Below are 17,465 nucleotides of genomic sequence, written 5' to 3'. Positions count from 1 at the left end.
TCGGTCAGCTTTGCTCGCCGCCCTTGCCCAGGCCCAGATAGCTTTCGATGACCTTCGGGTCGCCGGCCAGCTCGCGCGCCGGGCCGTGCAGGATGACTTCGCCGGTTTCCAGCACGTAGCCGTAATCGGCCACCTGCAACGCCGCGCGCGCGTTCTGTTCCACCAGCAGGATTGCCACGCCGGTCTCGCGCAGGCGCGCGATGATGTGGAAGATCTCGCGCACGATGCGCGGCGCCAGGCCCAGGCTGGGCTCATCGAGCATCAGCAGATTGGGCTTGGCCATCAATGCACGGCCGACGGCCAGCATCTGGCGTTCGCCGCCCGACAGCGTGCCGGCCTGCTGGGCGCGGCGCTCGCGCAGCCGCGGGAACAGGTCGAAGACTTCGTTCAGCGTGTCGCGCCAGCCGCTTTCGCGGGCGCGGTAGCGGCGGAACCCGCCCAGCAGCAGGTTGTCTTCCACCGACATGGTGCCGAACAGTTCGCGGCGCTCTGGCACCAGCGACATGCCAGCCGCGACGCGGCGCTCGACCTGCCAGCCCGATACGTCGGTGCCGGCGTATTGCACGGTGCCGGCCGCGTGGCCGGTCTGCGGCAGCGAGCCCATCATGGCGTTCAGCATGGTGGACTTGCCGGCGCCGTTGGCGCCGATCACCGTGACGATGCTGCCGGCGGGCACGGTGAGAGAGGCGCCCACCAGCGCGCCCACCTTGCCGTAGCGGGCGGACAGGTTGCTGACTTCGAGTACGGGAGCGCTCATCACACGCCTCCTGCCGACACGGGCTTGGCCTGGTCCGCTTCGGGCAGGTCATCATCGATGCCGCCCAGGTAGGCTTCCAGCACCGCCGGGTTCTTTTGCACGTCGGCCGGCACGCCTTCCGCCAGCTTGGTGCCGAAATCCATCACCACGAGGTGGTTGGTCAGACGCATCACAAAATCCATATCGTGTTCGACGAGCAGAATGCTCATGCCCTCGGCGCGCAACTGTTCCAGCACGCGCGCCAGGTCCTGCTTTTCCTTGTAGCGCAGGCCGGCGGCGGGTTCGTCCAGCAGCAGCAGCACGGGGTCGGCGGCCAGGGCGCGCGCGATTTCCAGGATGCGTTGCTGGCCCAGCGCCAGGTTGCCGGCCTGCTCGTACAGGTACTCGCCCAGGCCGACGCGCTTGATCTGCTCGGCGGCCTCGTGCAGCAGCTGCGCCTCGCGGGCGCGGTCCGAATGCAGGGCGCCCGCCAGCACGCCGACGTCGGAGCGCAGGTGCGCGCCCAGCGCCACGTTTTCCAGCACGGTCATGCCGGGCAGCAGCTGCACGTGCTGGAAGGTGCGGCCCACGCCCAGCTTGGCGATGTCGCGCGCCGAACGGCTGTCGATGCGCTGGCCCATGAAGGTAACCTTGCCTCGCGTCACCGGCAGCACGCCGCTGATCAGGTTGAAGGTCGTGCTCTTGCCGGCGCCGTTCGGACCGATCAGGCCCATGATCTCGCCGGACGCGACCTTGAAGGAAATATCGTTGACGGCGACCAGCCCGCCGAATTCCTTGCGGATGGCGTCGACTTCAAGCACCACCTGGCCGGCTTGCGGGCGCACGCGCGTCGGCAGGGCCGGCGCGGACGCGGGCGGCGCCAGATTGCGGCGCGAGCTATCGGCGCCGGTAATGCTGTCCCACCAGCCCGCCAGGATCGGCCACAGGCCGTTGCGGGCGTATTGCAGCATCAGGATCAGCAGCACGCCGAAGACGATCATCTCGAAGTTGGCGTTGGTGTCCAGCAGCTTGGGCAGCAGGTTCTGCAGCTGGTCCTTCAGCACCAGGATGACGCTGGAGCCCAGCAGGGCGCCCCAGACGTAGCCGGCGCCGCCGACCACCGCCATGAACAGGTACTCGATGCCGTAGTTGATGCCGAACGGGCTGGGGCTGACGGCGCGCTGCATGTGCGCGTAGAGCCAACCCGAGACGCAGGCCAGCAGCGCCGCCCAGACGAAGATCACGACCTTGTAGGCGGCGGTGTTCACGCCCATGGACTCGGCCATGCCGGCGCCGCTCTTGAGCGCGCGGATGGCGCGGCCCGGACGCGAGTTCAGCAGGTTGCGGGTCGCCCACAACGCCAGCAGCACGAACACCCAGATCAGGTAATAGATGTGGCGGCCGCTGGCCAGGGACATGCCGAAGATGCTGATGGGCTCGATGCCGGCGATGCCGTCATGCTTGCCCAGCCAGTCGATATTGCCGAACAGGAAGTACAGCGACAGGCCCCAGGCGATGGTGCCCAGCGGCAGGTAGTGGCCCGACAGGCGCAGGGTGATCGCGCCCAGCAGGTAGGCCACGACGGCCGTCAGGATCAGCCCGGCCGGCAACGCCAGCCAGGGCGAGACATCGTATTGCGTGGTCAGGTAGGCGGTGGTGTAGGCGCCCAGGCCCACGAACGCCGCCTGGCCGAACGAGGTCAGGCCGCCCACGCCGGTCAAGAGCACCAGGCCCAGCACCACCAGGCTGGCCAGCCCGATGTAATTGAGTTGCGTCACCCAGAATTCGGGCGTGACCGGCAGCAGTGGCAGGCCCGCCAGGACGACGATGAAGACGGCAAGCAGAATGCGGTTCATGACGTTTATTCCTCTTCGTCCACGTGATGGGTGCTGAACGAACGCCAGACCAGAACCGGGATAATCAGGGTGAAGACAATCACTTCCTTGTAGGCGCTGGCCCAGAAGGACGAGAAGGACTCCAGCACGCCCACCAGCAGCGAGCCCGCGGCCGCCACGGGGTAGCTGGCCAGCCCGCCGATGATGGCGCCGACAAAGCCCTTCAGGCCGATCAGGAAGCCGGTGTCGTAGTACACGGTGGTGATGGGCGCGATCAGCATGCCGGACATGGCGCCGATGGCAACGGCCAGCGTGAAGGTCAGGCTGCCGGACATGGTGGTGCTGATGCCGACCAGGCGGGCGCCGCGGCGGTTGACGGCCGTGGCGCGCAGCGCGCGGCCATACAGCGTCTTGCCGAAGAACAGCCACAGGCCGATGATCAGGATGGCGCATGTCGCCACCACGAACAGGCTTTGCGCCGACCAGGTCATGAAGCCCAGGTCGACCTGGCCGCTGACGAAGGCCGGAGTGCGCCAGCCTTCGGCGCCGAAGAAGACCAGCGCCAGGCCGGTGAGCGCGAAGTGCACGGCCACGGAAACGATCAGCAGCACCAGCACGGTGGCTTCGGCCAGCGGCTGGTAGACGATGCGGTAGACCATCGGACCCATCGGGATCACCAGCAGCAGCGTCAGCAGCATGTTCAGCCACAGCGAATTGCCGGGTGCGGTGTAGGTCACGGTCAGCCAGAGCAGCGCCAGCGGCAGAACCACACAGGTGGCGATGGCCTTGGGCAAGGCGGCTGCGCTGCGGGTGCGCAGCGCGCGCAGCAGCTCGAGCGCCAGGCAGACGATGCCCAGCAGCGGCAGGAGATAGGCGGTGCCCGGCACTTTGCCGTCCACCAGCATGGCCAGGGTCAGGGCGCCGAACGCCACGAACTCGCCCTGGGGAATGAAAATGACGCGCGTAACGGCGAACACCAGCACCAGAGCCATGCCCAGGAGGGCATAGATGGCGCCGTTGACGACACCGTCTTGCAGCAGGATCAGCGCAATTGAGGAATCCATCTAACAACCTTATTTATTCTGGTGTTCCGGCCGCACCCGGGACACTGATACGACACACCGGCCGGAAAGGCCGGTGCGAAGCATTGCTAGGGTGCCGCGCGGCGGGCGCCGCCGCGCTTTGCACACCCTTGGATCGGGCGATCCTGGAGGATTACAGGCCGGGCTGGTAGACCCACTTGCCGCCTTCCACCTTGACCATGACGCGCGAACGCTCGTCAAAGCCAGCGTGGTCCGTGGGCGACATGTTGAACACGCCTTGCGACGCGGCCAGGTCCTTCACGCCTTCCAGGGCATCGCGCATGGCGACGCGGAATTCCGGCGTGCCGGGCTTGGCGCCCGACTTCAGCGCCACGGGCAGCGCGGCCACGACCAGCTGGCCGGCGTCCCACATGTGGCCGCCGAACGTGTTGGTGGAGCCGGCGCCGTTGGCCTTTTCATAGGCTTCGACGTAGGCCAGGGCCGACTTCTTGACCTGGTTGCTATCGGGCAGCTGGGCCGCGACCAGCAGCGGGCCGGCCGGCAGCAGCATGCCGTCGCAGTCCTTGCCGCAAACGCGCAGCACGTCGTTGTTGGCGGCGCCGTGCGTCTGGTAGATGGTGCCGCCGTAGTTGCGGGCCTTCAGTTCCTTTTGCGGCAGGGCCGACGGAGTGCCGGCGCCGGCGATCAGGATGGCGTCGGGCTTGGCGCCGACCAGCTTGAGCACCTGGCCCGTCACGCTGGTGTCGGTGCGGCTGTATTTCTCGATGGCGACGATCTCGATGCCCTTGGCCTTGGCGGCCTTTTGCATCACGTCCAGCCAGCCGTCGCCGTAGGCGTCGGCAAAGCCGATGAAGCCCAGGGTCTTGACCTTGGACTTGGCCATGGCGTCAGCCAGGGCACCGGCCATCAGGGCGTCGTTCTGCGGGGTCTTGAAGACCCAGCGGCGCTTGTCGTCCACGGGTTCGACGATCTTGGCGCTGGCGGCCACGCTGATCATCGGCACTTTGGCTTCGGCAGCCACGTCGACCATGGCGAGCGAGCCCGGCGTGACCGAGGTGCCGATCAGCACGTCGACCTTGTCGTCGGAGGCCAGCTTGCGCGAGTTCTTGACGGCTTGCGTGGTGTCGGTGGCGTCGTCCAGGACGATCCATTCGATCTTCTGGCCAGCCACTTCCTTGGGCAGCAGCGCCACGGTGTTGCGCTCGGGGATACCCAGCGAGGCAGCCGGGCCGGTGCTGGACACGGTCACGCCAACCTTGACCTGGGCGTTCGCCAGTAGCGGCAGGGCCAGGGCAATGGCGGCAGCCGCCGCGGACAAGCCGAAGTGCTTGCGCATGTTTTTGTCTCCTGTGGTGGCTCTGAGGCGCCTCGGTCGAGGCAGGGCGAGCCTAGTTAAAGTTATACAGAAAAAAATATTATAGGGTTAAAACAGTATCAAATGACGATGCGCAACTCCGGTAATTCCCTGATGTGCTACGAAAAACGCAATTCAGCAAACGCATTCGTTAATGGCGAACTTGTACTAGAAAAGCTTTGCGGCCGTCAGTTGGGGGATTCCCTTGGACTGCGGCGCGCCTCTCAACGCCCCAACATCGGCCACACGCGCTCCACCCGCGACGCCACCCAGGCGGCAACCACGGCCTTGGCCAGGTCGCCGGGCAGGAACACCGCGACCGCCATCGCAGCCTTGGCCAAACCCATTTTCGTCACGGCGGCCAGCCAGGGCACGCCGCAGGCGTAGACCACCGCGATGCCGCCCACCACGCATGCCGCCAAATAGCCGGCGAACTTCCCCCAGCCGCCCGCGGCGCGGCCGGCCAGGCTGCGCGCCAGCCAGCCCGTCACGAAGGCGCCCGCCACCAGGCCGACGAGAAAGCCGCCGGTAGGCCCGAAAAAGGCGCCCAGCCCTCCCCGGCCTCCCGGCAGGACGGGCAACCCGACCGCCGCCAGCGCCAGGTACAGCAGGCAGGCCAGCGCGCCACGGACGGGTCCGAGCATTGCGCCTGCCAGCATGGCACCCAAGGTTTGCAGCGTGACCGGCACCGGTATGGCGGGCAGTGGAATCGGCGGGATCAGGCTCAGGACGACGATCAGCGCCGCGAACAGCGCAATCAGCACGGTATTACTGGATTTCACGGTTTTCCCCTTTGGGAGATGGAACTGGGCGCGCGGGCCTCAGTGGCTGCGCGCGTCTATCGCTTCGGATACTTCCTGCGCTCTTTTCAGCGTCAGCACGATCAAGGGCACGATCAGCGCGACCGGATTGGCGCCCAGGCCGCGCGCGGCCTGCGCTTCGCGGATTTCCTGGAAGTTGCGCCAGATCTCCGGCACGAAACGCAGGGCCAGCGCCAAGGCCAGCGCAACCTTGCCGGCATCGACAAGCCTCAGGCGTTCCAGTGGCATCAGCGCCTTTTCGCAGACGGCAATCAGATCCGAGGTGCGCGTGGCCAGCGTGACGGCCAGGGCCAGTCCCACCATCGCGCCTACGCGCAGCAGCACGGCCAGCGCCTCCAGGCCGCCCTGGAACCAGGCCGTGAACAAGCCGACGGCCAGCAGCACCCAGGCCAAGCCCTTGACCTGCCGCCAGACGGCAGCCCCGGCCACGCCCGTGGACCAGACCAGCGCGGCGGCCGCCAGGAAGGCAGGCGCCAGCCAGCGCGGGTCGCGCAGCAGGAACAGGCCCGCGCCCGCCGCCATCAGCGCCAGCAGCTTCAGCCAGGCGGGCAGGCGGTGCAGAAAGGTATCTCCCGCGACGTAAAGCGGCTCCATCATGCGCAGTGCTCCCGGTACCAACGCAGCGCGGCGGCCGGCTGGTCATCGGCCGCGACGTTACCGTCGCGCACCACCACCACGCGGTCGAAATCCTCCAGCAGCTCCAGGTCGTGGCTGACGACGATGGCATCATGGGGCAGGCCCGCAATGGCGTCGCGCACGCGATTGCGATTGCGCAGGTCCAGCTGGGTGGTGGGTTCATCGAACACGATCAGCGCCGGTTCCATCACCAGCACTGCCGCCAGCGCCACCAGTTGGCGTTCGCCGCCGGACAGCGTGTGGCTGGTCCGGTCCGCCAGGTGACCGACGCCCAGGCTGCCCAACTGCGCATCGATACGGGCTTCGCGCTGCTGGCGGTCCGGGGACAGATGCTTCAGGCCGAACGCCAGGTCCTCGCGGACGATGGGGAAGACAATCTGGTTTTCAGGGTTCTGGAACACGAACCCGACCTGGCGGCGCACGGCCTTCAAGTCGCGCCGGGTGTCCAGCCCGCCCACCCGCACATTGCCGGCCGAGGGCAGGACCAGCCCATTGATCAGGCGCGCCAGCGTGCTCTTGCCGGCGCCATTGGGGCCGACGATGCCAATGCGTCGTTCGGCCAGCGTCAGGCTCACCCCATTCAGCACTTGCGCCTGGGGCGTGGAAACAACCGCCTGGTCAAACTCGATTAACATGGGGCGGGATTATGCCCGAACCATTTCGGGCATCGGGACTCCAAGAGCTCATATGGACAAAGTACGAAAATCCGACGCCGAATGGCGGGCCCAGCTTTCCCCCGAAGAATACGTCGTCGCCCGTGAAAAGGGTACCGAACGGGCATTCACCGGGCGTTACTGGAATACGTTCTCTCACGGCATCTACCGCTGCGTGGGCTGTGGCACGGCGCTGTTCGCTTCCGACACCAAATTCGACGCTGGCTGCGGCTGGCCCAGCTACTTCCAGCCGCTGGACCCGGAACTGGTGCGCGAAGAGCGCGACACCACCCACGGCATGGTCCGCACCGAAGTGCTGTGCAACGTCTGCGACTCGCATCTGGGACACGTCTTCCCCGACGGCCCCGAGCCCACCGGACTGCGCTACTGCATCAATTCCCTGTCGATGACGTTTGAACCCATAGAAGACTGAATGAAGAAGTTCCTGTTCGACCTGTTTCCGCTGTTCCTTTTCTTCATTGCGTATCGGTACACGGACATTTTCATCGCCACGGGCGTCGCCATGGCGGCGGCCGTGCTGCAGATCGTCTGGCTGAAAGCGACGGGCCGCGCCACCGAGGCCATGCATTGGATCAATTTGACCGTCATCCTGGTGTTCGGCGGGGCCACGATCTGGCTGCACAGCGACGTCTTCATCAAGTGGAAGCCCACGGTGCTGTACTGGCTGTTCGGCGGCGCGCTGGTCTTTGCGCGCTTGCTGTTCGGCCGCAACCTGATCCGCCGCCTGATGGAAAAGCAGATCCAGCTGCCCGACGCCGCCTGGGAACGCCTGAACCTGGTCTGGGCCGGCTTCTTCCTGATCGCGGGTGCGCTCAACCTGTATGTGGCGTTTTCCGGCCACTTCACCGAATCGCAGTGGGTCAGCTTCAAGGCCTTCGGCCTGATGGGCCTGATGGTGGTCTTCGTGATCGGCCAGTCGATCTGGCTGGGCAAGCATATCCAGACGGAGGAACAGGCCCCCTCCTCCGACACCCCGCCCCCCCAGCCCTGATCCCTTCCGAAATCCATGGCCGGCGCGCCGCGCCGGAACCAACCCTCACTCCTCATGTCAGACACCACCGACCGCATTTCCCTGATCCGGGAGCGGCTAGCCGCCCTGGAACCTGTCAGTTTGGACATTCTGGACGACTCGCATTTGCATGCCGGCCACGAAGGCAGTAAAAACGGCGCCGGCCACTATCGCGTGATCATCGTAGCGCCTTGCTTCGCGGGGCTTTCGCCCGTTGCGCGGCATAGGCTGGTGTATCATCATTTGCAAGATTTGATCCCTTATCCGATTCATGCGCTTGCGCTAGATGCCCAGGCTCCCAAATAGAAAGTAAAAGGATATTCATGAAACGCATCGTCATGCTGGCTGCGGCCTGCGTCATCGCCGTGCCGGCTTTCGCTCAGAACGTGGCTACCGTCAACGGCAAGGCCATCTCGCAGAAGAGCCTGGATCAATTCGTCAAGCTGCTGGTCAGCCAGGGCGCCACCGATTCGCCGCAACTGCGCGAACAGGTCAAGCAGGAAATGATCAACCGCCAGATCTTCGTGCAAGCCGCCGAATCCAGCGGTATCGCCAAGCAGGCCGACGTCCAGACCGAAGTCGAACTGGCCCGCCAAGGCATCCTGGTCCGCGCCCTGATGGCCGACTACCTGGCCAAGCACCCCGTGTCGGACGCCAAGGTCACGGCCGAATACGAGAAGATCAAGAAGGAACAGGCCGGCAAGATGGAATACAAGGTCCGCCACATCCTCGTCGAAGACGAGAAGACGGCGAATGACCTGCTGGCCCAGATCAAGAGCAACAAGAGCAAGTTCAACGATCTGGCCAAGAAGAACTCCAAGGACCCCGGCAGCGCCGAAAAGGGCGGCGACCTGGGTTGGGCTCCCCCGACCAACTACGTCCAGCCGTTCGCGCAAGCCGTGACGCAGCTGAAGAAGGGCGAAATGGTCGACAAGCCGGTCCAGACCCAGTACGGCTGGCACATCATCGTGGTCGACGACACCCGTCCGGTGGAATTCCCGCCGCTCGACCAGGTGCGCCCGCAACTGGAAGAAATGCTGCGCCAGCAAACCCTGGCCGACTACCAGAAGGAACTGCGCGAAAAGGCCAAGATCCAGTAAGCCTTGCCGCACAGATGAAAAATGCCCGCGCAAGCGGGCATTTTTTCGCCCGGGTTTTCCTGCGCCGGAGTGGCACAGCCTCTGCTATGCCAGCGCCTGCCGCAGCTGGGCATCCCACAGACAGCCTTCCAGCAGCGGCGACAGATGGCCGTAGCGCCCAGCCACGCTGGTCTGGACAATATGGGCGGGATACGCGATCCGCGCCCCCGCGCCCGGGTCGTCGGGCGCAAAGAGCTCGTCGGATACGCAGCGCAGCCAACGCACGGGCGTAGCGGTTTCCAGCAGCGCGTCGCGCACGTCGTAGCGGCAGGCGGACGTCCTGAGCGCCGCCATGGACCACGGTGAAAAACGCGCCGCCCAGGCCTGCGCCTCGGCCCGCAAACGCTGCTCCGCGGCGGGTTCGCCCGCATCGGCCAGCCATTGCGCGTAGCCATAGCGACGCAGGGTTGCGCAGCGCAATTCGACCCATTCGTTCCAGGCATGCGCATCGCCCGCGTCGAGGGCGGCGGCGATGCGGCGCAGGCGCTGCGCGTCCGCCATGCTGCCGCCGCCGCGCGGCGCCGACGCCAGCGCCACCACCCGCCCGACGGGCAGCGGCGCGGCCACGGCCCACTGGAAGGCCTGATAGCCGCCGTAGGAATAACCCACCACCGCATCCAGGCGCTCGACGCCGATCGCGCGCAGCCATTCCCCCTGCAGGCGCACGCCATCGGCAATCGATATGTCAGGAAATGCGCTGGCGGCCGCCCCGATCGGCGCGCTGCTGCCGAAACAGGATCCCAACGCGTTCGGCGCCAGCACGCAGGTATCGCGCGTGTCCAGCGCCGCTCCCGACCCCAGCCAGGGACTGGCCCAGCCGGCATCGGGATGGACCTCTCCCTCGGCCGCAAGCAAGGCCTGGTGGCTGCCGGATATGCCATGCAGCAGCAACACCACGGCGCGCGCGCGCTCCGGCGGCGGACCGTAGCGGGCCCAGGCCAGCCGGACCGGCGCCAGCGTTCCCCCGCCGTCCAATGGCAAGGCTTCCAACTGCGTCACGCCACCGGCGCGACCTGAGGGCTGACGGGTGGACATCGGCAGCGCCTAAACGGGACGTTCGCCCATGACCGTGGTGCGGTAGATCGTGCGCCGCATGCTGGCCGGCAGTTCACGGGTGGTGGCCTTGTGCATCACGCAGCGGTTGTCCCACATGACCACGTCGCCCGGCTCCCATTGCAGCGCGTACTGGTACTGCTCCTGCGTGCAATGCGCGAACAGGCGGTCCAGCAATTCCTGGCTGTCCGCCTCGCCCCAGCCCGACACCTCGGCGGTCATGCCGGGATGGACGTAGAGCGCCTTGCGGCCCGTCTCGGGATGCGTGCGCACGATGGGATGTTCGACGTCAGGCGTGCCGGCCAGTTGGCTGGCGTCCATCTTCACCTGGGTACCTTCGTCGGCCCTGGTGTTCTTGCGCCGGTAGCGGTGCACCGCCCGCAGGCCCGCCAATTGGCTTTGCACGGCGCCGTCCAGTTCCTCGTAGGCCTGGTACATGTTGACGAACAGGGTGTTGCCGCCTTCCGGTGGAATCTGTTGCGCATTCAGAATGGTGGCCTTGGCCGGGCATTCGCGGAAGGCGAAATCCGAATGCCAGTACGAACCGCCGTCGGCGATGCCCGCCGGCACGCCGTTCTTGACCTCGTTGGAAAGCACGAATATCTCGGGATACTCGGGATGGTTGTACTGGGCCAGCACGTGGATATCCAGCTCGCCCAGGCGGCGGCTGAAGCGCAACTGGCCCTCGGGCGAGAGGCGCTGGTTCTTGAAGACCAGCAACTGGTGGCGCAGGAACAGCGCATTCACATCCGCGAAGGCGGCGTCGTCCAGGGTTTCCAGATCCACGCCATGGACGGCCGCACCGATCAGCGGGCTCAGGGGTATCGCTTTCATCATCAGGCTCCGGCAGAGGTTCAGGGAAGGCGGTGCACGCGGGCCTCGGTGCGCACCAGCGGCTCGGCGCCGTGCTCTCCGATCAGCACCGGATACTCCAGCCGCATGCCGCCCACGCCCGGGCGGTACAGGTGCGTGCCCAACGCCACCACCATGCCAGGCGTCACGACGTCGCGGCTGCGCAGGTTGATGAAGGGCCGGGTACGCGCGCAGGTGCCCAGGCCGTGGCCGAACAGGGGCAGGCCGAACTCGCTCAGTCCGTGCTTTTCGAACACGGCAATGCCGCGGCTGGCGCACTCCGCTATCGGCCGGCCCGGCGTCAACGATGCCAGCATGGTCTGCACGGTCTCTTCCCAGCAATCGATCAGCTTGCTCTGGACCGGGTCGGGCTTGCCCAGGAACACGGGCAATGCCGTATCCGCCATGTAGAGGTCCAGCAAGGGATGCAGGTCCAGGATCACGAATTCGTTCGGCTGGATGACGCGGTCGGTCGCCTGCTGAGTCACGCCGCGCAGGAATCCCGTGCGCTCGCCGGCCCCGACTTCGGTACCGCCCGTCACCGCCCAGGACCAGGTGCTGCCCCGTTGCCGGATCGCACGCTCGATTTCGCCGGCGATCTCGTTCTCGGTCGCTCCGACCCGCACCGCATTCATGCCCTGCTCGAAACCGTAGTCCGAGACTTCCGCCGCATGGCGCAGGCGCTCGATCTCGGCAGCGTCCTTGATCAGCATGACGTCGTCGATCACGTCCACGCCGTTCGCGAAACGGATGTCGGGCAGATGGCTGGTGAGGTCGAAGTACTCGGCCGCAGTCAGCATGCCCGGCGCCACCTGCGCCGCCCCGGGGTGCGACAGGTCCAGCGCCACCTTGCCACGCGTCAGTCCGTGATGCTCCAGGCGCTGGCGTATCAGTTGCGGAAAGTCGGAAAACTCGAACTCGTACATTTCCATCTCATGGCCTTCCACCCGCACTCGCGAGGCGTCCATGGCCCAGTAGATGAATTCGCAGTGGCCGTCAGCCGTGACCAGCACGGCGCCGCGCCAGGGCATGAATGCGCCGCTCAGGTAGTGCAGCGCGCCCTGGCGGGTGCCCAGGTAGGCATCGAAGCCGAGTTCGCGCGCGTGTTGGGCGACGCGCTTGCGGCGCGCCTGAAAATCGATGGACTGCATGTGTCACTCCTCCTTGGGGATTCAGGAAACGGATGCGCCGGAAGCCTTGACGACAGGCGCCCATTTCTCGGTTTCATCGGCTGTGAAGCGCGCAAAGTCGTCGGGCTTGCTGGCCACCGGATCCGCGGCCTGCGAAACAAGTTGTTCGCGCACGCGGGGATCGGCCAGCGCCTTGGCAATTTCCTGCTGCAGGCGTTCGACGATGGGACGCGGCGTGCCGGCGGGCGCGAATACGCCGATCCAGGACGTCATGACATAGCCCGGCAGGGTTTCGGCCACGGTGGGGATGTCGGGTGCGGCTGGGGAACGTTCCGGCCCGGTCACGGCGATTGCGCGCAGCTTGCCGGACTTGATCAGGGGCTGGGCGATGACCAGGCTGTCGAAGGCCAGGTCGGCCTGTCCGCCGATCACGTCCGTGAGCGCGGGCAGGCTGCCCTTGTACGGGATGTGCTGCATCTGCACGCCGGCCATCTCGTTGAACAGTTCGCCCGACATGTGCATGGACGTGCCGCTGCCGCCCGAGGCGCGGTTGAGCTTGCCGGGGTTGGCCTTGGCATAGGCGATGAGGTCTGCCACCGAGTGGATCGGGAGCTTCGGGTTGACCACCACCACCAGCGGATACGACACGACCTGCGTCACCGCCGTGAAGTCCTTCAACGGCTGGAACGGCATGGACTTGTACAGGGTCTGGTTGATGGCGTTGGTGCCTATCGTGCCCATCAGGATCGTGTAGCCGTCCGGCGCCGCCTTGGCCACGGCGTCCGCCCCGATATTGCCGCCCGCCCCGGGCTTGGCCTCGACGATGACCGATACGCCCATGCTCTGCGTCATGCGTTCGGCCAGCAACCGGGTGACGATTTCAGTAGGTCCGCCGGCCGCGGCGGGCACGACGAAGCGGATGGGTTTGCTGGGATAGGCCTCGGCCGCGCCGGCGGCGGAACTGGCCGCCGCCCCCGCCGCCAGGGCGCATGCGCCCAAGGCGCGCAATAGTCTCCTGCACATGGCATGTCTCCGTTGTTGCGGGACGTACCGGGCGGGTGCCCTGGCCGACCCATCTAATTAACGAACAATTGTTCGCTAATTGGCATTTTATGAAGATTGCCACGGATGTCAAACTACAATCGAGCCTCCAACGACAAGACTGCCGATACATGGACACGACATTGCCGGAACCGAAAGAAAGGAAAGAGGAGTTTCTCGACAGCCTGGCCAACGGCCTGCAATTGCTGCAGATCTACGCCACGGGCGTGGCCAGCGTGACCGTGCAGGAGGCCGCGGAACAACTGGACGTGACGCGCGCGGCGTCGCGGCGCATTCTGCTGACGCTGGAAAAACTGGGCTATGTGCGGCAGGACGGCAGGAATTTCTCGCCCACGCCCAAGGTCATGGACCTGGGTTATGCGTATTTCGCTTCGCTAAGCCTGCCCAAACTGACTCGCGCGACCATGCGCGAAGTCGCGCAGACCGTAGGGGAAACCTGCTCGCTGGGCGTGCTGGACCGGCAACATGTCGTGTTCCTGGCGCGCGAAGAAGGCCCAAAGCTGCTCAAGCTGGACCTGTCGGTGGGCAGCCGCCTGCCCGCCTACGCCCATTCCCTGGGCCGCACGCTGCTATCGACGCTGGACGACGAGGCGCTCGACGCATATCTGGAAAGCGCGGACCTGAAGCGCCTGACGCCCTACACGACCGTGTCGCGCAGCGCCCTGCGCAAGCTGATCCGGCAGGTGCGCCAGGACGGCTACTGCATTTCGGTCAGCGAATTGGTGGATGGTTTCGCGGGCGTGGCCGTGCCGCTGTACAACCACGAAGGCCGCGCGGTGGCGGGCCTGAGCGTCAGCATGGTGCTGGGCTCCCGCCAGCCCGACGAATTGAAGCAACAGCATCTGCCGGCCTTACAGCGCGCCGCCGCCGCCATCCGCGACATGATGCCGCGCAGCACCATCTGATTCTGTGCCTGGGCGGGCGGCCTCAGCCGCCCTGTTCGCCCAGCAAGGCTTTCAGGCCGTCCTCGTCCAGCACCGCCACGCCCAGTTCCTGGGCCTTGGCGAGCTTGCTGCCGGAGTCCTCGCCGGCCACCAGATAGGCCGTCTTCTTGGACACCGAACCGCTGACCTTGCCGCCCGCCGCCTGGATGCGCATCGAGGCTTCTTCGCGCGTCCAATTGGGCAGCGTGCCTGTCAGCACGAAGGTCTTGCCGGCCAGCGTCGTAGCCTGCGGCGCAGCCTCGGCCACGGGATTCACGCCCTGCGACTTCAACTGCTCGATCACGTCGCGATTGTGCTGCTCGGCGAAGAAACGGCGGATCGATGCCGCCACCACCGGCCCCACATCGGGCACGGAGGACAAGGCGTCTTCATCGGCGTCCATGATGGCGTCGATGCTGCCGAAATGGCGCGCCACGTCGCGCGCCGTGGTCTCGCCCACATGGCGGATGCCCAGCGCGTACAGCAGGCGGTTCAAGCCGGGGGCGCGCGCCTTGTCGATGGCGGCCACCAGGTTGTCGGCGGACTTCTGGCCCATGCGGTCCAGGCCCACCAATTCGAGCGGACGCAGGCTGTACAGGTCGGCCAGGGTCTTGACCCGGCCGCTGTCGACCAGTTGATCCACCAGTTTTTCGCCCAGGCCTTCGATGTCCAGCGCCTTGCGGCTGGCGGCGTGCCACAGCGTCTGCTTGCGCTGTGCGCCGCAGAACAGGCCGCCGGTGCAGCGCGCGATGGTCTCGTCTTCCAGGCGTTCGATGGCCGAGCCGCAGACCGGACAGGCCGTGGGCATGACGAATTCACGGGCGTCATCCGGGCGCTTATCCAGCACCGGGCCCAGCACTTCGGGGATCACGTCGCCCGCGCGGCGCACGATGACGGTGTCGCCGATGCGCACGTCCTTGCGGCGGATCTCGTCTTCGTTGTGCAGCGTGGCGTTGGTGACGGTGACGCCGCCCACGAACACGGGCTTCAGGCGCGCGACCGGCGTGATGGCGCCGGTGCGGCCCACCTGCACTTCGATATCGACCAAGGTGGTGGTGGCTTCCTCGGCGGCGAACTTGTGCGCCAGCGCAAAGCGCGGCGCGCGCGCGACGAAACCCAGCACCTTCTGCGCCGGCAGCGAATCCACCTTGTAGACCACGCCATCGATGTCGTAGGGCAGCTCAGGCCGCAGTTTGCCAACCTTGGCGTAGAAGGCCATCAGGCCCTCGGCGCCGCTGGCGCGGTGATTGTGCTTGACGTTGACCGGCAGGCCCAGCGAGGCCAGCCAGTCCAGCATGGCGCCATGGGATTTCTCGGGTAATTGCGAGGCTTCGGCCGCCCCCGCCGAGGCTTCGGCGAACAGCCCTCCCTGGGAGCCCGCCAAGCCCTGGACCTCGCCCCAGCCATAGGCAAAGAAGCGCAGCGGCCGCTTGGCGGTGATGCGCGGATCCAGCTGACGCAGGCTGCCCGCGGCGGCGTTGCGCGGATTGACGAAGACTTTTTCGTCGCGCTTGGCCTGGGCCTGGTTCAGTTTTTCGAAGTCGGCGCGGTTCATCAGGACTTCGCCGCGGACTTCCAGCACCTTGGGGTACGCCCCTTTGAGCTGCAGCGGAATCGCCTTGATCGTGCGGATATTGGAGGTGACGTCTTCGCCTGTCTGGCCGTCGCCGCGGGTCGCGGCCTGCACCAGGCGGCCGTCCTCGTAGCGCAGGCTGATCGCCAGCCCGTCCAGCTTGAGCTCGCAGAAGTAATCGGCTTGCTGCGCCGGCCCCAGCAGGCCCGCGCCGCGCAGCGTGTCGGTGACGCGGCGGTCGAAGGCGGTCACGTCTTCTTCGTCGAAGGCGTTGCCCAGCGACAGCATCGGCACGACATGGCGCACGCTGCCAAAGGCCGAAACAGGCGCCGCGCCCACGCGTTGCGTCGGCGACTCAGGCGTCACCAGCTCCGGATGCTCGGCCTCCAGCGCCTGCAGTTCGCGCATCAGCCGGTCGTACTCGGCGTCCGAGATCGACGGATCGTCGTAGACGTAGTAGCGGACGTTGTGCTGTTCGATTTCGGCGCGCAAGCGCGCCGCGGCCTGCGCCGCGTTTTCACCGCCAGTCGCGCCGCTCATTTATGCAAACACCCTTAGAGCGCGCTCGCTGCCAGCGGGCAGGCCCGCTTGTTCGAGCTGGCCGAACAGCACCTGCAGACGCTCGTCGATGACCGTTTCCGAACCATCGGCCAGCGGCTTGCCCTGATCGTCCACCAGGTCCGCGCGCAGGCGAGCGGCCAGGTCGCGGCCCACGTCGACCATGCGGCCGAAAGCGCGCTCGTCCGCCGGGCTGCAAGGCACGTCCAGTAGCAGGTACAGACGTTCGATGCCGCCCATGCCGGCATCGAATGCCGCACCGTCGCCGCGCGCCAGCGTGAAACGGGCTACGCCGTTTTCCGCCAGCCAGGCCAGGCGGCTGCCGTCGGCAACGAAGCCCATGTCGCGCGCCACGGACAGGACCTCGGCGGCGGGCTGGGCGGCGCCCAGCAGCAGGGTCAGGCCGACCTGGGTGTCCAGGGCGGCGCAGGTGTCGTCCAATCGGGCGCCCTGCTCCAGTACGGCCTGCTGGTCCGGACCTTCGATGGTGGCGTCGAAACGCTCGGCCATGTCCTGGGCGCGAGCCCAGGCCTGCGACCATTCGATGGCGGTCAGCGGGCCGCTGCGATTGGCCAGCAGCACGGCCAGCTGCATGGAGGCGTAGGATTCGCCGGCGTGGACGCGCGCGCGGTGGCGGCGCTGATCGGTTTCGGCGAACACGCGCATGGGCTTGCGGCCCACGTGGCGCAGGCTTTGCATGTAGGGCAGCAAATCGGCGCCGCGCACGGCGTCGGCGAAGTTGATCTCGATGACCACCTCGCAAGCGGGATCGGGTTCTTCGGTATCGTCGGCATCGCTGCCGGCATCGACCGGGGCCGGCTGACCGGGCTGGGCACGGGCGCTCTCGCCGCCCATGCCAGGCTCACGGCGCGCCGCCGCTGCGCCCGCGGTTGCAGACGCGCCGGCTGCCGCGCCCGCCCCCAACAGCGGATCCTGCTCGGTGGAGGGGAAATGGGTCTGCATCTTGCGCCGGACGCGCCGGTCCTGCCACCAGTTGAATCCCAGCACCAGCAGTATCAGCAATACGCCCAGGGCTATCAGCCCGATCTGCAAATCACTCATGTATC

The 17,465-nt window shown here is 66.5% G+C and carries 18 protein-coding genes; 5 read left to right on the top strand and 13 right to left on the bottom strand.

Annotated features, from left to right (window positions below; translation table 11 throughout):
* Positions 1–4: 4 nt before the first annotated feature.
* The 7 genes from IB259_RS19240 to IB259_RS19210 form a co-directional block, all read right to left on the bottom strand.
* On the bottom strand, positions 5–757 hold the full coding sequence (locus IB259_RS19240) for an ABC transporter ATP-binding protein (protein ID WP_054450551.1): 753 nt from the start codon (positions 755–757) through the stop codon (positions 5–7).
* Positions 757–2,592 carry an ATP-binding cassette domain-containing protein gene (locus tag IB259_RS19235; protein ID WP_054450549.1) on the bottom strand — a complete coding sequence of 612 codons (1,836 nt, stop codon included), beginning with the start codon at positions 2,590–2,592 and terminating at the stop codon, positions 757–759. Before IB259_RS19235 ends, IB259_RS19240 begins: the two co-directional genes overlap by 1 nt.
* Before the next feature lie 5 nt (positions 2,593–2,597).
* Complete coding sequence (locus IB259_RS19230; RefSeq protein WP_054450548.1) at positions 2,598–3,635, bottom strand: branched-chain amino acid ABC transporter permease; 1,038 nt, start codon at positions 3,633–3,635, stop codon at positions 2,598–2,600.
* Between the two features lie 151 nt (positions 3,636–3,786).
* Positions 3,787–4,950 carry an ABC transporter substrate-binding protein gene (locus tag IB259_RS19225; RefSeq protein ID WP_054450546.1) on the bottom strand — a complete coding sequence of 388 codons (1,164 nt, stop codon included), beginning with the start codon at positions 4,948–4,950 and terminating at the stop codon, positions 3,787–3,789.
* Positions 4,951–5,192: 242 nt separating this feature from the next.
* Entirely contained in the window at positions 5,193–5,750 is a 558-nt protein-coding gene (locus tag IB259_RS19220; protein ID WP_054450544.1) for a biotin transporter BioY, read from the bottom strand.
* A gap of 39 nt (positions 5,751–5,789) precedes the next feature.
* On the bottom strand, positions 5,790–6,386 hold the full coding sequence (locus tag IB259_RS19215; RefSeq protein ID WP_192329921.1) for an energy-coupling factor transporter transmembrane protein EcfT: 597 nt from the start codon (positions 6,384–6,386) through the stop codon (positions 5,790–5,792).
* Positions 6,383–7,060: an energy-coupling factor ABC transporter ATP-binding protein gene (locus tag IB259_RS19210; protein WP_054450540.1), complete on the bottom strand. Its 678-nt coding sequence runs from the start codon at positions 7,058–7,060 to the stop codon at positions 6,383–6,385. The genes IB259_RS19215 and IB259_RS19210 overlap by 4 nt, the downstream gene beginning before the upstream one ends.
* 52 nt (positions 7,061–7,112) lie before the next feature.
* Here IB259_RS19210 and msrB point away from each other — a divergent pair, with 52 nt between their 5' ends.
* From msrB to IB259_RS19190, 4 genes are read left to right on the top strand one after another with little or no spacing between them, the layout of a single operon-like run.
* Positions 7,113–7,511: a peptide-methionine (R)-S-oxide reductase MsrB gene (gene msrB / locus IB259_RS19205; protein ID WP_054450538.1), complete on the top strand. Its 399-nt coding sequence runs from the start codon at positions 7,113–7,115 to the stop codon at positions 7,509–7,511.
* A complete protein-coding gene (locus tag IB259_RS19200) occupies positions 7,512–8,090 on the top strand; it encodes a septation protein A (protein ID WP_119450986.1) in 579 nt (192 codons plus the stop codon).
* A gap of 54 nt (positions 8,091–8,144) precedes the next feature.
* The gene (locus tag IB259_RS19195) at positions 8,145–8,414 is read left to right on the top strand and encodes a BolA family transcriptional regulator (protein WP_082400667.1); all 270 of its coding nucleotides are present in this window, start codon (positions 8,145–8,147) and stop codon (positions 8,412–8,414) included.
* A gap of 17 nt (positions 8,415–8,431) precedes the next feature.
* Complete coding sequence (locus IB259_RS19190) at positions 8,432–9,208, top strand: peptidylprolyl isomerase (RefSeq protein ID WP_175164515.1); 777 nt, start codon at positions 8,432–8,434, stop codon at positions 9,206–9,208.
* An 84-nt stretch (positions 9,209–9,292) separates the two neighbouring features.
* Here the strand turns inward: IB259_RS19190 and IB259_RS19185 are convergent, their stop codons facing one another.
* Genes IB259_RS19185 through IB259_RS19170 form a run of 4 tightly spaced genes read right to left on the bottom strand, consistent with a single transcriptional unit; the run spans position 9,293 to position 13,305 of the window.
* Positions 9,293–10,282 (bottom strand): alpha/beta fold hydrolase, encoded by a 990-nt coding sequence (locus tag IB259_RS19185; RefSeq protein WP_192329919.1) that lies wholly within the window; start codon positions 10,280–10,282, stop codon positions 9,293–9,295.
* A gap of 9 nt (positions 10,283–10,291) precedes the next feature.
* Complete coding sequence (locus IB259_RS19180; RefSeq protein WP_225588992.1) at positions 10,292–11,134, bottom strand: TauD/TfdA family dioxygenase; 843 nt, start codon at positions 11,132–11,134, stop codon at positions 10,292–10,294.
* Positions 11,135–11,154: 20 nt separating this feature from the next.
* Positions 11,155–12,303, bottom strand: coding sequence for a Xaa-Pro peptidase family protein (locus tag IB259_RS19175; RefSeq protein WP_054450530.1), 1,149 nt, complete (start codon positions 12,301–12,303; stop codon positions 11,155–11,157).
* A gap of 21 nt (positions 12,304–12,324) precedes the next feature.
* The gene (locus tag IB259_RS19170) at positions 12,325–13,305 is read right to left on the bottom strand and encodes a tripartite tricarboxylate transporter substrate binding protein (RefSeq protein ID WP_192329917.1); all 981 of its coding nucleotides are present in this window, start codon (positions 13,303–13,305) and stop codon (positions 12,325–12,327) included.
* Between the two features lie 149 nt (positions 13,306–13,454).
* Between IB259_RS19170 and IB259_RS19165 the strand changes: the two genes are divergently transcribed.
* On the top strand, positions 13,455–14,249 hold the full coding sequence (locus tag IB259_RS19165; RefSeq protein WP_082400663.1) for an IclR family transcriptional regulator C-terminal domain-containing protein: 795 nt from the start codon (positions 13,455–13,457) through the stop codon (positions 14,247–14,249).
* A 22-nt stretch (positions 14,250–14,271) separates the two neighbouring features.
* Here the strand turns inward: IB259_RS19165 and ligA are convergent, their stop codons facing one another.
* A complete protein-coding gene (gene ligA / locus IB259_RS19160) occupies positions 14,272–16,380 on the bottom strand; it encodes an NAD-dependent DNA ligase LigA (protein ID WP_054450524.1) in 2,109 nt (702 codons plus the stop codon).
* Positions 16,381–17,460 (bottom strand): cell division protein ZipA C-terminal FtsZ-binding domain-containing protein, encoded by a 1,080-nt coding sequence (locus IB259_RS19155; protein ID WP_054450522.1) that lies wholly within the window; start codon positions 17,458–17,460, stop codon positions 16,381–16,383.
* Positions 17,461–17,465 lie beyond the last annotated feature (5 nt).

It is taken from the genome of Achromobacter sp. ACM04 (genome assembly GCF_014851465.1).
Taxonomy (GTDB): domain Bacteria; phylum Pseudomonadota; class Gammaproteobacteria; order Burkholderiales; family Burkholderiaceae_B; genus Achromobacter; species Achromobacter aegrifaciens.
Note: the sequence above shows the minus strand (reverse complement) of the source record. Positions and strands in the feature narration are given on the sequence as shown.